Source organism: Algoriella xinjiangensis, from assembly GCF_900115015.1.
GTDB lineage: Bacteria > Bacteroidota > Bacteroidia > Flavobacteriales > Weeksellaceae > Empedobacter > Empedobacter xinjiangensis.
Genome location: NZ_FOUZ01000010.1, coordinates 1 through 17,527, shown reverse-complemented (window position 1 = coordinate 17,527; position 17,527 = coordinate 1). Strand labels below are relative to the sequence as shown.

The window sequence follows — 17,527 nt, the reverse complement described above, 5'->3', positions numbered from 1 at the left end:
TTAGTCATCAACAGAATTTTCTTGAAATAAAGTATCATAATTCTCATATTTTTTCTTCAAACGTTGTTTTGCTTTTTTTACGGCATCTAATGTAATTCCTAATAAATGAGCAATTTCTGTGTTGTTTAAACCAAGTTTTTGTAAAAAAATGATTCTTAAATTAGAATTGGTCAGATTTGGAAAATTGGTTGTCAAAAAGTTGTAATAATCGGCTTGTTCTTTAATAAACAATTCTTTAAAATTATTCCAATTTTCTTCGGTCATCAAATGTGAAGATAATAATTTGTGTAATTCTCCTTTTTTAGCTTCAATATGATGGCTATTTGAATTCTGAATTTGATTGATTTCTTTATTTAAAGTATCAATTTGTTGGTTTTTTTCAGACAAATATGCTTTGTAATCTTCTAATGTTTTTGTGGTATAATTTAGCTTATTTTCTGATTTTAATTTTTCTAATTGAAGCGATAAAACTTTGTTTTCGTAATCAGAATTTTTAATCTTCATTTTTCGTCTAAAAGCAACAAAAACGAGTAAAATAGCAAAAGCTAACAAAGAAATGATAATAATTAAAGCATTTTTTAATAATTTACTTTTCTCTAATTTTTGTTGTTCAGCTTCAAATTTATAATCAAAATTCTTTTTCTGAATGTCCCAATTTATTTGATCAATAATCGTTTTTCCGTCTGTTTTTTCTAAATGAGATTCAATATCGCTTAATTTTCGTCTTAACCTTAATTCTTCTTGCGAATCATTTTCTTTTATTGCAATTTCTAGAAGTGTTGTATTAATTTCTAATTCGAAACTTTTTAAATAATCTTTTGTCGAAGCATATTCTTCAGCCAATTTAATTGTTTTTTTAGCTGCTGCAACATCATTTTGATTTAAATAAATTTTCCCCAAACGTATATTTGCAAACATTACATTTCTTTCGTCTTTTTCTTTTTCAGAAATCTCAATATCAGTTTTTAGGTAATCAATTGCTTTATCAAAATCTTTATTGTGACAATAAATCAAGGCTAAATCTCCCAATGCTTTTGCATATCTTATTTGATCGTTATTTTTTTGTGCAGATATTTTCGTTAATTCAAAATAATGTTTAGCGTTGTTGTAATTTTTATTTTCGTAATACAGCGTGCCTAAACCGTTTAAAATATTTCCATATTCTTTATCAAAATTATTGGTGTATTCTAAAGCTAGTTTTAAATAATTTTTGCTTTTTTCGACATCACCAACATTTCCAAAAAAATAGGCATTCAGTTTATAGACATTACTTTTCTGAATAATTTTTGAACGATCTGTTGTATCTAAAAGGCGCGAAGCATACATAAAATGAGGAAAAGCTTTTTGATATTCGCTATATTTATAATAGTAAAAACCAAATTTTGTATGAAGCCAAATTAGTAAACCAGGATTTTCTAGTTCTTTCACTATTTTATTCGCTTTCGCATACAATTGATTACTTTTTGGGTTTACTTTATCAAACTGCTCCGAATATATTTCGGCTAAATAAATAAAATAAATTGCATCAATATTTTTTTTAAGATAAGAATTTGAAGTGCTATTTAATTTCTCAAAATTGTTTTTTAAAACTACAGAATCATTTACTTCTTTATTTTGGTTGATGACATATTCTAACATAATCATGTCTTCTTCTGTATTTTTTTGACTAAAAGAAGTAACGAAAATGAATGCTAAAATTGAAATTAAAAAGTAAATATAAGTTTTGAGCATATATTTTTTTTCAAATATAGAGCAATTTTAACGATTAACTTTAAATTATTATCGGAATATTATTAGTAAAAAATAAAGTGTATTTGTTTGTTTATTAGTTGTTTGTGAAATGTCCACCCCGATGTCCACCCCATAAATTTGATTTTTTTTTGAAGTTGTAATAATTTTGACTCAGTAAAATAAAAGATTACTAAACAACTAATAACTATTACAACTAATACACTCTCGTAACTACCTAAACCTATTTATAAGTTAAATTACTCAATTTAATTTTCATTCTCTAAAGGAAAGCCTTCTTTTAGAGAATTTCTTTTTGTGTTAAATTTTAACTGATTTTTCTTCGTAATTTAGTAGAATAATAGAAAGAAATGGAGAGACTAAAAAAAACAAACTATTCAGTTTTAGATTTAGCTTATGTGAGAGAAGGAGAAACATTAAACGAAACTTTTAAAAATACGTTAGATTCAGCACGATTTGTTGATGAATTAGGTTTTTCTCGCTATTGGTTATCAGAACATCACAATATGCAAAATGTTGCCAGCGCTGCAACATCGCTTTTAATAGGATATGTAGCAGGCGGAACTTCGCGAATCAAAGTTGGTTCGGGTGGTATAATGTTACCCAATCATACGGCTTTATCCATTGCCGAACAATTTGGAACTTTGGAGGCTTTATATCCAAATCGTATAGATTTAGGATTGGGACGCGCACCAGGAACCGATCAATTAACAGCAGCTATACTTCGTCGTGGTGATAATTTTATGAATTATAATTTTGAGGAAGAGATAGAAAGTTTGCAAACTTTTTTTAGTGAAGAAAACAAAGACAGTAAAGTTCGTGCTTTTCCAGGAGAAGGCGCAAATGTGCCAATTTATATATTAGGATCAAGTACAGATTCTGCTTTTTTAGCTGCAAAATTAGGATTGCCTTATGCATTTGCAGGACATTTTGCACCACAACAATTTCATCAAGCTGTGGAAATTTATCGTTCGCAATTTCAACCATCAAAGTATCTGGATAAGCCATATACCATTGCGTGCGTCAATATTATTGCGGCAGATACAGACGAACAAGCACATTATTTGTCGATGTCGATGTACCAAGGTTTTTTAAATATTATTACAGATAAACGCCAACCAATTGTAGCGCCAGAAAACACAAATTTAGAATTGGCTTCGCCCGAACAAAAATATATGTTGAAAGGCATGACGGCTTTATCGTTTATTGGCTGTAAAAATACATTGACGCAAAGTTTTCAGGAATTTATTTTTGAATCGAAGGTGAACGAAATTATGGCTTCGTCAAATATTTTTGATCAAAAAGCGAAACGAAGAAACTATAAAATCATTAGCGAAATTTTTGGAAACTAATTGATTAAATCATTAAAATACAAAAACGTTTAGAGAATTATTTTCTAAACGTTTTTTTGTAACCAAAATATTTACGTCTTTCAGCAAGATTCAATCGTTTAAATTTTTTGATTAAACCTAAAAACTTATCTTTGTCACTACTAAAAAAATCATATAAAATTATGTACTCATTTGATAAATTTCACGAATTAGTTGCGCAAACAATCGATGAAAATCCATTTTCTAAATCGCCAAACGAATTATACGAACCGATGGATTATATTTTAAATATCGGAGGTAAACGCATTCGTCCAATTATCGTTTTGTTAGGTACAGATTTATTTGGAGGTGATATTAAAAAAGCTTTAAAACCATCATTAGCAATAGAATTTTTTCATAATTTCTCGTTAATGCATGATGATATTATGGATAATGCGTCGTTAAGAAGAAGTAAACCAACGGTTCACGAAAAATTTGGAACTAATACGGCAATTCTTTCTGGTGATGCAATGTTGATAAAAGCGTATCAATTTTTAGAAGATTTAGAGCCCGAATTATTCAAAAAAACAACACAATTATTTTCTAAAACAGCTTTAGAAGTTTGCGAAGGACAACAATATGATGTGAATTACGAAACGAAAGTAAATGTTTCGTACGAAGATTATATTAAAATGATTTCTTTAAAAACGGGAGTTTTATTAGGAACTGCTCTAAAATTAGGTGCTTTAGTTGGTGATGCTTCGGAGAAAGATTCGGATGCGTTGTATCAATATGGTTTAAATCTTGGAATTGCATATCAATTAAAAGATGATTATTTAGATGTTTTCGGAAGTTTAGAACATTTAGGTAAAAAACATGCGGGTGATATTTTTGAGAACAAGAAAACCATACTTTATATTTCTGCATTAGAAGCAGCAAACGAAGAAGAAAAAGAAGAATTATTATATTGGTATAGCTCTAATACAGACAATGTCGATAAAATATATGCAGTAGAAAATTTATTTAGAAAATTAAATGTAAACCGCAAATTATCAATGTTAATTAGAGAATATACAAATAAAGCGCACAGTTTCTTAGATCAAATTGATGTTCCAGAAGAACGTAAAAGTCATTTAAGAGAATTGAGCGAATTTTTAATTGATCGTCAAGGATAAGATGAATTTCAGGACAGAATTAACAATTAATCAAAGCGATTTTTTGATCAATCATCATCAAAAAATTGTCAGTTTCGGTTCGTGTTTCGCGGAAGAAATGGCTGATCGTTTGCTTAATTTAAAATTTAATGTTCTTGCAAATCCATTCGGAATTTTATTTCATCCTTTGGCTATAGAAAATGCTTTGCAGCGTATACAAGCCAAAACTTTGTATGTTGAAGAGGAGATTTCTAATTTAGACGAACTATTTTTTAATTGGGATCATCATTCAAGTTTTAATTCTATTTCGGCAGAAGAAACACTAGAAAACGTGAATAATGCTTTGGTAAAAGCACATGATTTTCTTACAAATGCAGATGTCGTTTTTATTACACTTGGTACGTCTTGGGTGTATAAAATAAAGGAACTTAATTTGGTTGTTGCAAATTGTCATAAAGTGCCAGCAAAGCATTTTGACAAGGTTTTATTAACGGAACAACAAATAAAAACATCCTTGCACAATTCGTTGGACATGATTACAGAAATGGCACCAAATGCCAAAATAATTGTAACGGTAAGTCCGGTTCGTCATTTAAAAGACGGAATGATTGAAAATAATGTAAGCAAAGCTAAATTATTGAGTGCTTTATACGAAGTAACAATGAATTTTGACCAAGTAAATTATTTTCCGTCGTACGAATTGATGATGGATGATTTACGTGATTATCGTTTTTATGCCGACGATTTATTGCATCCAAATAAACAAGCGGTAAATTATATTTGGGAAAAATTTGCTTCGGCATATTTTACACCAGAAACACAACAAATAAATAAACAAATCGAAAAAATTACTACGGCAATCAATCATCGTCCATTTAACGAAGAATCGATTTCGCATCAAAAATTTATTTCGAATTGTATAAAACAAATGCAAGATTTGGTAAAAGCTAATCCAAATTTGGATTATCAGCAAGAAATCGAACATTTCAAATCAAAATTAAATCATGTTAATTGATACACATACACATTTATATTCGGAGCAATTTGAAAATGATATAGATGAGGTAATTGCAAGAGCGATAAATAACGGTGTTGAACGTTTTTATTTGCCTGCAATAGACAAAAGTTATACGGACAAAATGTTAGCTTTAGAAGCAAATTATCCAAACGAAATGTTTGCGATGATGGGTTTGCATCCATGTTCGGTAAATCCTGATACAATTTCAGAAGAACTAAATCATGTAAAAGAATGGATTGATAAACGTCCATTTAAAGCGATTGGTGAAATTGGAATTGATTTGTATTGGGAAAAAGACCATTTGCAGACGCAACAAGATGCTTTTAAAACACAAATAGAGTGGGCAAAAGAAAAAAATCTTCCAATTGTGATTCATTGTCGCGATGCTTTTAACGAAGTTTTTGATGTTTTGGAAGAAGTAAAAGATGAGAAACTTTTCGGAATTTTTCATTGTTTTTCGGGAACAAAAGAAGATGCACAACGCGCGATAGATTTTAATCTTAAACTAGGAATTGGTGGAGTTGTAACCTTCAAAAATGGTAAAATTGATCAATTTTTAGGAGAATTTGATATCAAAAACATCGTTTTAGAGACAGATTCGCCATATTTAGCTCCAGTTCCGTTTAGAGGAAAACGAAACGAAAGTAGTTATTTAACATACGTTTGCGATAAATTGGTAGATGTTTATCATCTTTCACCAAAAGAAATTGCAGCAATTACAACAAAAAATGCATTAGACATTTTTGAACGTTAGGATAAATCAGAATAGAAAAATTATATTTGCAAAAGAAAACCTTTGGATAAAATGAAATACAAAAGAATATTACTAAAATTGAGTGGAGAGGCATTAATGGGAGATTTACAATATGGTATTGATCCAAGTATGCTGAAACAATATGCACAACAGATAAAAGAAGTAGCAGAATTAGGTTGCGAAGTGGCAATTGTAATTGGTGGTGGTAATATTTTTAGAGGAGTTCAGGGTGTTGCTTCTGGTATGGATCGCGTACAAGGTGATTATATGGGAATGTTAGCAACTGTAATTAACAGTATGGCTTTGCAAGGTGCTTTAGAAGATGCTGGCGTTAATACGCGTTTACAAACGGCTATTCGTATGGAGCAAATCGCAGAACCATTTATCAAAAGAAGAGCAACTCGTCATTTAGAAAAAGGTAGAGTGGTTATTTTTGGTGCAGGTACAGGAAATCCTTATTTTACAACAGATACAGCAGCCGTTTTAAGAGCAATTGAAACACAAGCAGATGTTATTTTAAAAGGAACTCGTGTTGATGGTATTTATACTGCTGATCCAGAAAAAAATCCAGACGCAGAAAAATTTGAAACAATTTCTTATCAAGAAGTTTACGATAAAAACTTAAAAGTAATGGATATGACAGCTTTTACTTTGAGTGAAGAGAATAATTTACCTATTATTGTATTTGATATGAATACACAAGGTAACTTAAGAAAATTAATATTAGGAGAAAACGTAGGAACTCTAGTAACAAATAATTAAATCCCAAAATGGAAGAATTAGATTTAATCTTAGAAACAGCTAAAGAGCAAATGCAAGGCACTGTGGATCACCTAGAAGTTGCATTTGACAAATTAAGAGCAGGTAAAGCATCTCCTGCAATGTTAAATTCAGTTCGTGTTGATTATTACGGAAGTTTAACACCGTTAAGTCAAATTGCAAATGTTAATACACCAGACGCAATGACGATAAGTGTTCAACCATGGGAAAAGAATTTAATCTACGAGATTGAGAAAGCAATTATCAATGCGAATTTAGGTTTTGCACCTTCTAACAACGGAGATACAATCATTATCAGTATTCCACCGGTTACAGAAGAACGTCGTAAAGAGTTAGTAAAAATGGCAAAAGCAGATATGGAGCATGCAAAAGTATCTCTTCGTAATGCACGTAAAGACGCCAATACAGCACTTAAAAACGTAAAAGAAGCTTCAGAAGATATGGTAAAAGACTACGAAACACGCGTTCAAGGTTTAACAGATAAATATTCTAAAAAATTAGAAGAAGCTTTAACTAAAAAAGAAGGAGAAATCATGAAAGTGTAATCTTTCAAAAAAATATATTTTTTAAGGCAGCGTTTCGCTGCTTTTTTTATTTATTTGCATAATTAATTTCTAAAAATGAAAAAGTATCTATTCTTTTTAAACTTCTGTATTTCACTTGCCACATTCGCTCAAATTAAAGTAAGAGTTTATGATGCGCAAGACGAATTTCGTTTAACGGGAGCCAATATCTACGACGATACAAAACAATTTCTTGGTCAAACGGACGAAGTAGGAGAATTGGATATTAACGATTCAATTCATTTTATAGACATTATTAAAAATGGCTATTTTTCTGAAACAATACAAACGGAAGGTAAAAAGTTGGTCGAAATTATGATGAAACCTTCTTACATTGCTTTGGATGAGGTTACATTTACAGCAAACGATTCTGTTGGTCGAAATATAATTATCAAAGCCATTAAAAATCAATCCAAAAATTCTATCCGAAATGGTGGAAATATTTTCCTAAAATCCTATACAAAATTTTGGAGTACAGTAAATAACGATTCAATTCCGTATATCATTCAACCCAAAAATCACAAAGATTCGGTTTCTAATCAATGGAAAAAATTGATAGAAAATAGTCATTTATTTTTTGGAGAACGTGCAATGGATCACAAAATTTCGAAAAGATTAGGCTTAAAAAATATTGTACAATCTTCTCGTATTTCCGGAATTCGTTCGCCTTTGTACGAATATCTTGCGATGCAGCCGATTGCTTTTAATTACGATCAAGATAAAATTAATTTTTTCTTCAAAGGAATTATAAATCCAGTTAGCCGCGAAGGTTTATCGCATTATCGTTATGGTTTTAAAGAAGATATTCTTATGGATGATCGTCAAGTAGCGATTGTTAGTTTTTTTCCGTCAGTAAAAACAGATAAAAGACAAATAAAAGGAACACTTTGGTTTGATGATAAAACGAATGCTTTAATCAAATTTGAAGCAGAAAATACAAGCTCAAATTATGTTGCAGAGTTAGAAGCAGATTGGAAATTGAATAACGGAACTTGGATTCCGAATCAACAAAAATACCGAATGGAAGCTGGTAATTTTAAGTTTACAGAAAAATTAGCAGGCGATGATTTTATTGATAAAAAAGAAAAAATTTGGATCAATTTAGAAACAACTTTCAAAGACATTCAAAATCCAGCACATTTCAAAAGAAAAGAATTTTTAGGCTACGAAGACGAAATTGCGTACAGTAATTTAAACGAAAATAAATGGGACAATGTAATGCAAAATTACAGAGATTCTACTTTATCAAACAAAGAAAGACACACTTACGAGGCAATTGACAGTCTTGGACAAAAATATAAGTTAGATCGCCAAATGAAATTGATGCGAATCATTAATTCTGGCGGAAAATTATCTTTAGGAAAAGTTGATTTAGATTTGACAAAGATATTGGCTTTTAATGATTACGAAGGTTTTAGATTAGGTGCAGCATTTAACACCAACGAAAATTGGAGCGAAAAATATTCGTTAAACGCTTATTCTGCTTATGGTTTTAAAGACGAAACATTTAAGTTTGGTTTTGGTGGAGATTATTTTGTGAATAAACCATATTCAGGGCGTTTGTTTGCCAAATATTCGCAAGATGTTTCCGCTTCTGGTAAAACACCAATTGTTTTACAATCTAATTATACGCGTTTAATAAACGGTGCTTTTAGCAATATTTATAACCAAGAATATTTTTCTTACAAAAAATATTCGGCTGGATATGAACAAGATATTTTCAAAAATGTAACGTTTAATGTTTCATTAAATTACGAAAAACAACACGCAGAATTTGATTATACTTATGAAAATTTTGACGGTTGGTACGATTTGTATAATACGCAAATAGCTATTCGTTATGCGCCAAAAGACAAATTTATTCGCACACCTTATGGTAAAGTAACGGTGAATAGTGGTAAATCTGTGTTTTATGCAACGCTAAAAAAATATTGGGATGTTTTTGATTCTGGTTATGAACCAATTCGTTTAAATGTTTCTTATTTTGATGTTTTTGATACGCGCGTTGGTAAAACAAATTTCAATATCAACGGTGGTTGGGTTGAAGGAAAAATGCCTTTGATGAATTTATTTGAAGGTCAGGGAAATGCAAAACGAAACGATTTTGCAAACTTTGGAGTAGGTGGAGTTACGAACTTTGAGACTATGCGTCCAGGAGAATTTTATTCGGACAGATTTGTTTCTTTTCAAGTGAAACATATTTTTGCAGGTGTAAAAGTTGGTCAAAAAATTATTTTTCCACAATTTGTGTATCGCGGAGTTTTAGGTGATTTAAAAAATAAGGAAGATCATCAAAATTTAAACTTCAAAACGCTAAATAATTATTACCACGAAACAGGTGTCGAAGTAAATAATATTTTATTCAAATCATTTGGATTTGGTGCTTTTTATCGTTTAGGCGCTTATTCGGAAGATAAATTTCAAGATAATTTTTATTTGAAGTTAACCGTAAATCTTAACTTTTTATAAAGTTTAAAAAATAAACTAAAATTAAAAATCCTTTACCGTTTCATTGAAATTGTAAAGGATTTTTGATTTTGTGTAAATTTATTCGCAAAAATTGTGCCTATAATTTTTATAAGATAGAATATTAACTAAATTTGTAAGGATAAATTAAAAAATTATGCAATCGTACGGAATTAAAGCCTTATTAGAAAAAGGCAAAGATTTGTTACTACAAGAAGTAGTTGTAAATGGATGGGTAAGATCATTCAGAAGTAATCGTTTCATCGCTTTAAATGACGGTTCAACTATAAATAATATTCAGATAGTAGTAAATTTTGAGAATTTTGACGAGTCAATTATAAAACAAATTTCTACAGCAGCTTCGTTAAGAATTAAAGGTGAAGTTGTAGAAAGTGAAGGCGCTGGACAAGATATTGAAATTGTAGCTAAAGAAATTAAAATTTTAGGAACTGCACCTTCAGAAGAGTTAAAAGGAACTATTTTACAGCCAAAGCAACATAGTTTAGAAATTCTACGCGAGCAGGCTCATTTACGTTTTCGTACCAACATGTTTGGTGCAATTATGCGTGTTCGTAACTCGTTAATGTTCGGTATTCACAAGTATTTTAACGAAAACGGATTTGTTTACATCAATACACCAATTGTTACAGGATCTGACGCCGAAGGTGCTGGAGAAATGTTTCATGTAACAAATCTTGATTTAGAAAATTTACCTAAAAACGAAGAAGGAAAAGTAGATTATACACAAGACTTTTTTGGTAAAGCAACTAACTTAACGGTTTCGGGACAATTAGAAGGAGAAACTGCAGCAATGGGATTGGGTAAAATTTATACATTTGGACCAACTTTCCGTGCAGAAAACTCGAACACTTCTCGTCACTTAGCCGAGTTTTGGATGATAGAGCCAGAAATTGCTTTCTTTAATCTTGATCAAAATATGGATTTAGCAGAAGATTTCATGAAATATGTGATTTCTTATGCAATGGAAAACTGTAAAGATGATTTAAAATTCTTAGCAGAACGTTTTGATAAAGAACAAAAACAAAAACCAGAAGCAGAACGTTCAGAATTAGGATTAATGGAACGTTTGGAGTATGTTTTAAATAATAAATTTATTCGTTTAAGCTATACAGAAGCAATTGATATCTTAAAAGAATCTAAACCAAATAAAAAAGGTAAATTTAAATATCCAATTGAAGGTTGGGGAACAGATTTACAATCGGAACACGAACGTTATTTAGTAGAAAAACACTTTAAAACACCCGTTATTTTATTTGATTATCCAGCAGAAATCAAAGCATTTTACATGCGTATGAATGATGATGGAAAAACAGTAAGAGCAATGGACGTTTTATTCCCAGGAATTGGAGAAATAATTGGAGGTTCTCAACGTGAAGAGCGTTTAGATGTTTTAGACGAAAAAATGGCGAAATTCGGAATTGATCCAGAAGAATTATGGTGGTACCGCGACACAAGACGTTTCGGAACTGTGCCTCATTCTGGTTTCGGTTTAGGATTAGAGCGTTTAGTATTATTTGTAACAGGAATGGGAAATATACGCGACGTAATTCCTTTCCCAAGAACGCCTAATAACGCAGAATTTTAATCAAAATATTTGTTCGGATTTACGCTTAAATTTTGTATATTTAAGGTAAATCCGTTTTTTTATAAGCCATAAAAACCATACTATGTTAAAGCAGGAATTAAATTTTAAATTACAACAAAAACTATCACCACAACAAATCCAATTAATGAAGTTGGTTCAACTTCCTACGGTTGCTTTTGAACAACGCGTGAAGGAAGAGTTGGAAGAAAACCCTGCTTTGGATGATCAATCTTCTGAATATGATGACGAATATGGTAATGAGCAGGATGAATGGGATAATCAGAATGATGAATATGGTGATGAGCAAGTTATAGATACCGGAGATATCAATATTGATGATTATTTGAGCGATGATGATGTACCAAACTACAAAACATACACAAATAATTACAGTGATGATGACGAAGATAAATCTGTACCTTATGCGCAAGGCGAAAGTTTTATCGAGTATTTGAGAGGACAATTAAACACCTATAGATTAACAGAACAACAATTTCAGATTGCCGAATTTATACTTGGTAATATTGATGATGACGGTTATATGCGCCGCGAAGTAAAATCGTTGGTAGATGATTTGGCTTTTACGCAAAACATTTATGTATCGCCAGAAGAAGTTGAAAATTTGTTGGTTAATTACATTCAACATATGGATCCGGTAGGTGTAGGCGCAAGAAATTTGCAAGAATGTCTATTGATTCAATTAGAAAATAAAGTTGTAACAGAAGCAGTAGAATTAGCCGAAAAACTAATTTCCGAATCATTTGATGCTTTTACTAAAAAACATTATTCAAAATTAATGGCAAAGTATGACGTTAATGATGACGAATTACGCGCTGCCATTTCTGAAATAGAAAAATTAAATCCGAAACCAGGAAAATCATTCTCTTCTAGTAGTAAAATTGTCGAACAAATTACACCCGATTTTACGATTAATATTAATGATGGAGAGTTAGAATTATTGCTAAACGGACGAAATGTACCCGAACTTAAAATTTCGAATGCATTTGCCGAGATGTTAGATACTTACAAAAAAACGGAGAAAAAATCGAACGATCAAAAAGAAGCCGTTATGTTTGTAAAGCAGAAATTAGATTCTGCAAAATGGTTTATAGATGCGGTTCAACAACGTCGTAACACATTGTTGTATACGATGGAAGCGATTATGAAATTTCAGAGAGAATATTTTTTGACTGGAGATGAAACGAAAATAAAACCAATGATTTTGAAAGATATTTCGGATCGTATTGGTATGGATATTTCTACCGTTTCTCGTGTTGCAAATTCTAAATATGTAACAACGCCTTATGGTACATTTTTAATCAAAGATTTATTCTCAGAATCATTAACTAACGAAGATGGTGAAGAAGTTTCTACACGCGAAATAAAGCGTATTTTACAAGATGTAATTGCAGACGAAGACAAACGAAAACCTTTGACAGACGAAAGATTAACAGAAATCTTAAAAGAAAAAGGTTATCCAATTGCACGTCGTACAATTGCTAAATACCGAGAACAATTAAACATTCCAGTCGCGAGATTGAGAAAAGAAATATAACAAAAAAGAGCTTTTTATAAAGCTCTTTTTTTATTGTTTGCCCAAGATTTAATCCATTTAAAATAATCTTCTTTGTAAAAATCATTATTCAATCGAGTAATAATTTCCTCTTGTTTTTTAGGATTAAAATCATCATCTGTAACAGAAAATGTTAAAAATAAATCTTGATTTGTTGTTTTTCTAAAGAAATCCTCGTTCTTCAAATCTTCTAAAACTTCAATACATTTTTCGTTAATTTTATTCTGAAATTGATAAAACCAATCTTCATCATCATCGTGTAAATCAACTGCTTTTTTACACAAATCATTTATTTCTTTAAATAAAATTTCTGCGCCTTTGTACTCAAATTTCCATTCAGAAGGTTCGTATTTATAGTAATTAAAATCATCTTCATCAGCAATTTGGCTTAAAAACTCGACTGAGTTTGCAGACGGATGAATTGCGATTGTAGAATCGTTATTGCATAAAGCAAAAGAGTAAATTTCTTGTGTAGGATTTTGAGTATAAATTTCTAAAAAGGCTTGTTTGGTTGATTGCGCTATTTTGTTCTTTAATTCATTAAAATCCATTCATTTTTTAATTAAAATTAATATTTATAAAATTTCTTGAAAAGTAGTGAAAAAGTTTAAAATATTCATTATTTATTTTTTATAGTCAATTAAAAAATAATAGTAATCGGTGTAACATTTTAAAAAAATAGACGTCTATTAAAAAACACCACTAATATGAATAAATATTTTTTCCCACTACTATTTTGCGCGACAACCATCCTTTTTGCGCAACAACAATACAAAGGAACGTTGCAATACGCAGATCAGCAGCCAATTGCTTTAGCTGATGTAATTATTTTGAAAGATGGAAAAATAATTGATGAAATTTCTACGGACGAAAAAGGAGTTTTTACAGTAACTTTAGCCAACGGAACGTACACAATTAGAGTAGAGGAAGTTGGTGTTTTGCTGCATTCGCAAGAAATTGTGCTTGATAATAACCAAGATTTAGGATTAATAATTGTTCAGAAAGCAGAAAATGTTTCGTTGAAAGAAACGGTTGTTAAAAGTCAAAAAAAGTTAATTGAAAAGCAAGTTGACCGAATCATTTTTAATGCTGATTTAGCGGAAGGAGCAAAGGGTGGAGATGCATTAGATTTGCTTAAATTGGCGCCTCGTGTAAAAGTAGATAATGATGTTGTTTCGATTATTGGGAAAAGTAATTTACGGATTATGGTGGATGATCGTTTGTTAGAAATGTCGGGCGAACAGCTTACAAATTACTTAAAAACTTTGCGCGCTGATGATATCGAAAAGATTGAAATAATAACGAATCCGCCCGCTAAATATCAAGCAACAGGAAATAGTGGAATTTTAAATATTGTATTAAAATCTGGAAAGAAAAATTCGTGGAACGGAACTTTAAATTCTTCATTTAATCATTATAATAAACCTTTTTTGAGCAATAGCGCATCTTTCAATTACAGAAAAAATAAATGGACCGTTTTATCTAATATTTTTCAAGGTTTTGGACGTTTTGAAAGTGATGGTCGTTCTGATATTTATTTTACGAATAAAAACGAATTATGGTCAGAATTAGAAAGAAATCAAGGAAAACATAAGAATTTAGGTGGAAAATTAGGTTTAGATTATAAAATTTCTGATAAAATAACAACTGGTTTTACTGCAGATTTTTACAAAGGAAATAACGATAATTTTGGTCAAACAAATACACCGCGAAAAACAATTGATACCAATGAGTTGTTGAGTTATATTTTAAATGATAGAAAAGGGACAAATGGCGATGTAAATTACAACACACTTAATTATCATTTTATTTATAAAATGGATACGATTGGTAAAAAATTGACCGTAGATTTTGATTGGGTTAATTTTAAAAATAAAACAACAAGTGTTTCATCAAACCGATTTTATGACGCCGAAAATCAAATTATAGATTCATTGTATCAAGGAAATAGAAGTTTATCTGACCAAAAAGCAAATAATTATAGTTTAAATGTTGACATGGAACATCCGATTAATAAATGGAAATTTAATTATGGTGGACGTTACAGTTGGACAAAAAATAACAGTAATAATTTGTTTTATAACACAAGTTCTGGAACACCAATTTACGATGCTAAACAAAGTAATGGATTTTATTATGACGAAAATATTTTAGCATTTTATGCTTCTGTAGATAAAGAAATATCAGAGAAATGGTCTGCAAAAGTTGGTTTAAGATATGAAAATACAGATGCTACGGGATTTTCGCCTCAAGAAAATCAACATGATAAATATAAGTATGATGGTTTTTTTCCGACTGCTTATTTAATGTATAAAGCAGCGGAAAATCATACACTTTCGGTAAATGTTGGTCGCCGAATTGATCGTCCTGCAATGGGACAATTAAATCCATTTCGTACCATTTATTCGCCTTATTCGTTTGCACAAGGAAATCCAAATTTAAAACCTTCGTATTCGTACAATTATGAATTAGAATATGCTTACAAAGATTTGGCAATTACGACCTTGTATTACCGTAAATCTACTGATGAAATTGATCAAGTTATTGTGGTTGATCCAATTCATACAACGCAAAATTGGATGCCTTACAATTATGTAAATTCTGAAAGTTATGGTTTAAGTGAAAATATAAATTTCAAATTATTGAAATGGTGGAAAGTAAATGCCGGAATTGATATTTATTATAAAAAATCAAAAGGAATTATTCCAGAATTTAATTACACATTAGATGGTTTTAATGGTGAATTTAGATTGACCAATAACTTAGAATTAAATAAAGCTAAAACCTTATTGTTTAATCATACAACAACTTTTAAAACTGCAGGAAATAATGGCTTAAATAAAAGCCGTGCTACCTCGTGGACAGCATTGGGTATTAGAACATTATTTTTAGATAAAAAGTTAGAATTATCGTTTAATGTAAATAATGTTTTTAAGAACAGAGCTTGGCAAGATACAAGTTATAGCAATGATACAAAAACAGTTTATACAGGACAATCTGTGCGTTTTTATCGTATTGGATTAACGTATAATTTCGGAAAATCATTTAATATAGAACAATCAAAAAGTAGTTCGGAGAAAAATAGATTATAAAAAAATAAAGCTCAATTTGAGCTTTATTTTTTTTCCATTTTATAGAATAAAAGTATGATAAAACTAATAGCAAATGAAACGCCCATTGCTAGGGCAGAGGATTTCATTCCGCCCGAATATTCGATTAATAAACCGTAAATAACTAAACCTAAAAATAAAGCAAACTTTTCGAAAACATCGTAAAAACTAAAATAGGTTGTTGTATCTTCTGTTTCGGGTAATAATTTAGCGTAAGTAGAGCGTGATAATGCTTGTAAACCTCCCATAACAAGCCCAACCATACCGGCCATTATATAAAATTGAGTTTTTACATTTGGGTCATTTTTATCAATCAAATATCCAATAATACACGTAATTATCCAGATAAAAATACCGATTAAAATAGTTTTTTTGTTACCAATTTTTCCCGAAAGATAAGAGAAAATCCATGCACCTATAACGGCTTCTATCTGAATTAATAAAATAGTCATGATTAATTCACCATCTTCCATTCCTATTTCTGAACTTCCGAACATGGCAGCCATCAAGAAAATAGTTTGCATAGCCAAACTATAAAAGAAAAATCCACCCAAAAATATACGGATGTTTTTGTATTGATTTAAATCTTTGAACGTGTGTTTTAAACTTTTAAAACTTGATTCGATAATATTCTTTGGAATTTCTCGGTCAAATTTATGATTTGGTAATTTACTTAATGCAATTTGTCCAAATGCAAGCCACCAAATTCCTGTCGCCAAAAAGCTAATTCGGGTATATAAACCGACTTTGTCTTCTGGCGCACTCATTATAAATACTAAACAAATAGATAATAAAACAACAGATCCGATGTAGCCAAACATATAACCGTAAGCGGAAATTTTGTCCATTTTATCGTCCGAAACTATTTCTGGTAAATAGGAGTTGTAAAAAACTAAACTTCCCCAAAAACCGATACTTCCCGTGATATTTAATAACAAAGCTAGCCAAACTAAATTGGTCGATGTAAAGAAAAACATTCCAATACAAGAAAAAGCACCTAAATAGCAGAAAAATCGTAAAAATTTGATTTTATTTCCAATAACATCAGCAATTGATGACAAAACGGGAGATAAAACGATCACAAAAAAGAATGCAATTGCTAACGAAAAATTGAAAGCAGATTCGGGCAATAATCCTAAAAACTTTATAGGAACGTGATTATCGTCTCTCGTCATAGACGAAAAATAAACGGGAAAAATCGCAGATGCAATTACCAGCGAAAAAACGGAGTTTGCCCAATCATAAGAGATCCATGCTCTTGTTAATTTAGGATTATCTTTTTGTATCATATCAGTATTATAGTAAAAAGCTTGTATTGTGGTTTAAACTTAAGAAAAATAAATATAATGTCAATCCTGTCCTAAATAAAAAATCAACATAGAAAATTGGACCATTTCATTGAGTTTCCGCCTTGAAATGGTTGTTTTTCAAAATAGAACCCCTT

The 17,527-nt window shown here is 30.5% G+C and carries 13 protein-coding genes; 10 read left to right on the top strand and 3 right to left on the bottom strand.

Annotated elements, in window-relative coordinates; all coding sequences use genetic code 11:
* Complete coding sequence (locus tag BM072_RS10315; protein WP_092908590.1) at nt 1–1,731, bottom strand: tetratricopeptide repeat protein; 1,731 nt, start codon at nt 1,729–1,731, stop codon at nt 1–3.
* Between the two features lie 368 nt (nt 1,732–2,099).
* On the opposite strand from BM072_RS10315, the gene BM072_RS10310 reads away from it, so the two are divergent.
* The 9 genes from BM072_RS10310 to rpoN all read left to right on the top strand — a co-directional run bounded on the left by BM072_RS10310 (nt 2,100) and on the right by rpoN (nt 12,955).
* Complete coding sequence (locus BM072_RS10310; protein ID WP_092908589.1) at nt 2,100–3,101, top strand: LLM class flavin-dependent oxidoreductase; 1,002 nt, start codon at nt 2,100–2,102, stop codon at nt 3,099–3,101.
* Between the two features lie 161 nt (nt 3,102–3,262).
* The gene (locus BM072_RS10305; RefSeq protein ID WP_092908588.1) at nt 3,263–4,234 is read left to right on the top strand and encodes a polyprenyl synthetase family protein; all 972 of its coding nucleotides are present in this window, start codon (nt 3,263–3,265) and stop codon (nt 4,232–4,234) included.
* Nucleotide 4,235: 1 nt separating this feature from the next.
* Nucleotides 4,236–5,228 carry a GSCFA domain-containing protein gene (locus BM072_RS10300; RefSeq protein ID WP_092908587.1) on the top strand — a complete coding sequence of 331 codons (993 nt, stop codon included), beginning with the start codon at nt 4,236–4,238 and terminating at the stop codon, nt 5,226–5,228.
* Complete coding sequence (locus BM072_RS10295; RefSeq protein WP_092908586.1) at nt 5,218–5,985, top strand: TatD family hydrolase; 768 nt, start codon at nt 5,218–5,220, stop codon at nt 5,983–5,985. The genes BM072_RS10300 and BM072_RS10295 overlap by 11 nt, the downstream gene beginning before the upstream one ends.
* 51 nt (nt 5,986–6,036) lie before the next feature.
* The gene (pyrH, locus tag BM072_RS10290; RefSeq protein ID WP_092908585.1) at nt 6,037–6,747 is read left to right on the top strand and encodes a UMP kinase; all 711 of its coding nucleotides are present in this window, start codon (nt 6,037–6,039) and stop codon (nt 6,745–6,747) included.
* A gap of 8 nt (nt 6,748–6,755) precedes the next feature.
* Nucleotides 6,756–7,310 (top strand): ribosome recycling factor, encoded by a 555-nt coding sequence (frr, locus tag BM072_RS10285; RefSeq protein ID WP_092908584.1) that lies wholly within the window; start codon nt 6,756–6,758, stop codon nt 7,308–7,310.
* A gap of 75 nt (nt 7,311–7,385) precedes the next feature.
* Nucleotides 7,386–9,797 carry a hypothetical protein gene (locus BM072_RS10280; protein ID WP_092908583.1) on the top strand — a complete coding sequence of 804 codons (2,412 nt, stop codon included), beginning with the start codon at nt 7,386–7,388 and terminating at the stop codon, nt 9,795–9,797.
* Between the two features lie 154 nt (nt 9,798–9,951).
* Nucleotides 9,952–11,400 (top strand): asparagine--tRNA ligase, encoded by a 1,449-nt coding sequence (gene asnS, locus BM072_RS10275; RefSeq protein WP_092908582.1) that lies wholly within the window; start codon nt 9,952–9,954, stop codon nt 11,398–11,400.
* An 82-nt stretch (nt 11,401–11,482) separates the two neighbouring features.
* Entirely contained in the window at nt 11,483–12,955 is a 1,473-nt protein-coding gene (gene rpoN, locus BM072_RS10270) for an RNA polymerase factor sigma-54 (RefSeq protein ID WP_092908581.1), read from the top strand.
* A 14-nt stretch (nt 12,956–12,969) separates the two neighbouring features.
* On the opposite strand, the gene BM072_RS10265 is transcribed toward rpoN, so the two are convergent.
* A complete protein-coding gene (locus BM072_RS10265; protein ID WP_092908580.1) occupies nt 12,970–13,524 on the bottom strand; it encodes a DUF4303 domain-containing protein in 555 nt (184 codons plus the stop codon).
* A 156-nt stretch (nt 13,525–13,680) separates the two neighbouring features.
* On the opposite strand from BM072_RS10265, the gene BM072_RS10260 reads away from it, so the two are divergent.
* Nucleotides 13,681–16,065, top strand: a complete 2,385-nt coding sequence (locus BM072_RS10260) for an outer membrane beta-barrel family protein (RefSeq protein WP_092908579.1) — start codon at nt 13,681–13,683, stop codon at nt 16,063–16,065.
* Nucleotides 16,066–16,088: 23 nt separating this feature from the next.
* Here BM072_RS10260 and BM072_RS10255 read toward each other — a convergent pair whose 3' ends face one another.
* A complete protein-coding gene (locus BM072_RS10255) occupies nt 16,089–17,372 on the bottom strand; it encodes an MFS transporter (RefSeq protein ID WP_092908578.1) in 1,284 nt (427 codons plus the stop codon).
* Between the last annotated feature and the right edge of the window lie 155 nt (nt 17,373–17,527).